The organism is Bacillus sp. 196mf (assembly GCF_003217275.1).
Taxonomy (GTDB): Bacteria; Bacillota; Bacilli; order Bacillales; family Bacillaceae_G; genus Bacillus_A; species Bacillus_A thuringiensis_S.
The window spans coordinates 1-1,158 of record NZ_QJTG01000117.1 but is presented as its reverse complement, the minus strand read 5'-3'; the positions used below and the strand labels follow the sequence as shown (position 1 = coordinate 1,158).

Genomic DNA, 1,158 nt, shown 5'->3' with positions numbered 1-1,158 from the left:
ATAAAATGGTAGTATTAAATAGCGATATTCAATTCGGAGAAGTTCAAAAATTACAGTTTATAAACTTTTCAAAACCAGAAGGAAACGAAGAGTCTTCTACTCATGTTAAGGTAAAGATACCACAAGGGACTTCGATAGGGTATATAGGTGAAGATTGTGCGATTCTTGCTGAAAATTATGGCATAGAGTTTACAAAGGTAGTAAAGAGTAATCAACAAGGTAGAGAAATAAGAACCATTATCGGTGAATTAGTTCCTGCGCAAAAAATAAAAGAAAAAATCGAGAAAGAAGAACAGCGCTTAAATGATAAATATAGTAAACAATTAGGTATAAAGGGTAACTTAATATCTTTTAGACAAGATGGTTTGTATTCTTCTAATACAATAGCAGTAGCAGAAAAATGGATGGACGATTTTATTAAAAGTATGCCACCAGCAATTATATTAAAAACTCTTGAAAAAATGGATCGATATGAATCATTCATTTTCCTCGATAAAACTATAGATACTGTAACAGAGAAAATATCAGGAATACAAGCGCTAGGACAGTACATGCCAGAAAAAAAACAGATATTTATAGATATGAGTATAGTTAATAACAACATTACAACTATAAACCATGAATTTTTACACGCATTCGATGATTTAATAGCTAATAGAGTTTCGACTAGCTCCCAATTCAAAGAATATTTCGATAATGAAAGCGCTCAAATTACAATTGAAAAACATGCAAAACCAGCACCACATGAACATTTTGCAATTGTTGGATCATATTTATTTTCACCGAATTTAGCTGAAAGAGAGCAAATTAGAAAAGAAGCTCCAGAAACATGTAAGTTTATTGAGGAATTAGTTAATAAGCATAGTAAATAAGGCTCTATGGAAAAATTTATCAGCCTCAAAATAGCTGAAGAATTTGTAATCCATTATTATGCAACTATAAATAAGTTTTTAATGTATTGAACACTAAAAAACAGGTGTCTGGTTCAGTCCGAGGCTCCTGTTTTTTCATGAATAAGATAAGAGAATCTGCGTTTTTTAGTATAAAATGATTTCGTGGAACTCTTGCTGTGTGTAGGGATTCGTGAACAATATATAGAGGATTCACTATGACCAAAATGACTGGTTAGTTTCGTACACAAGGCAGCCTTCGCCAAAG

Annotated in this window: 1 protein-coding gene; it reads left to right on the top strand. The window is 31.8% G+C overall.

The window, feature by feature from the left end:
• The coding region (locus tag ATL10_RS31570) for an anthrax toxin lethal factor-related metalloendopeptidase (RefSeq protein WP_181419384.1) at window positions 1-872 on the top strand (872 nt) is incomplete at its 5' end.
• Window positions 873-1,158 lie beyond the last annotated feature (286 nt).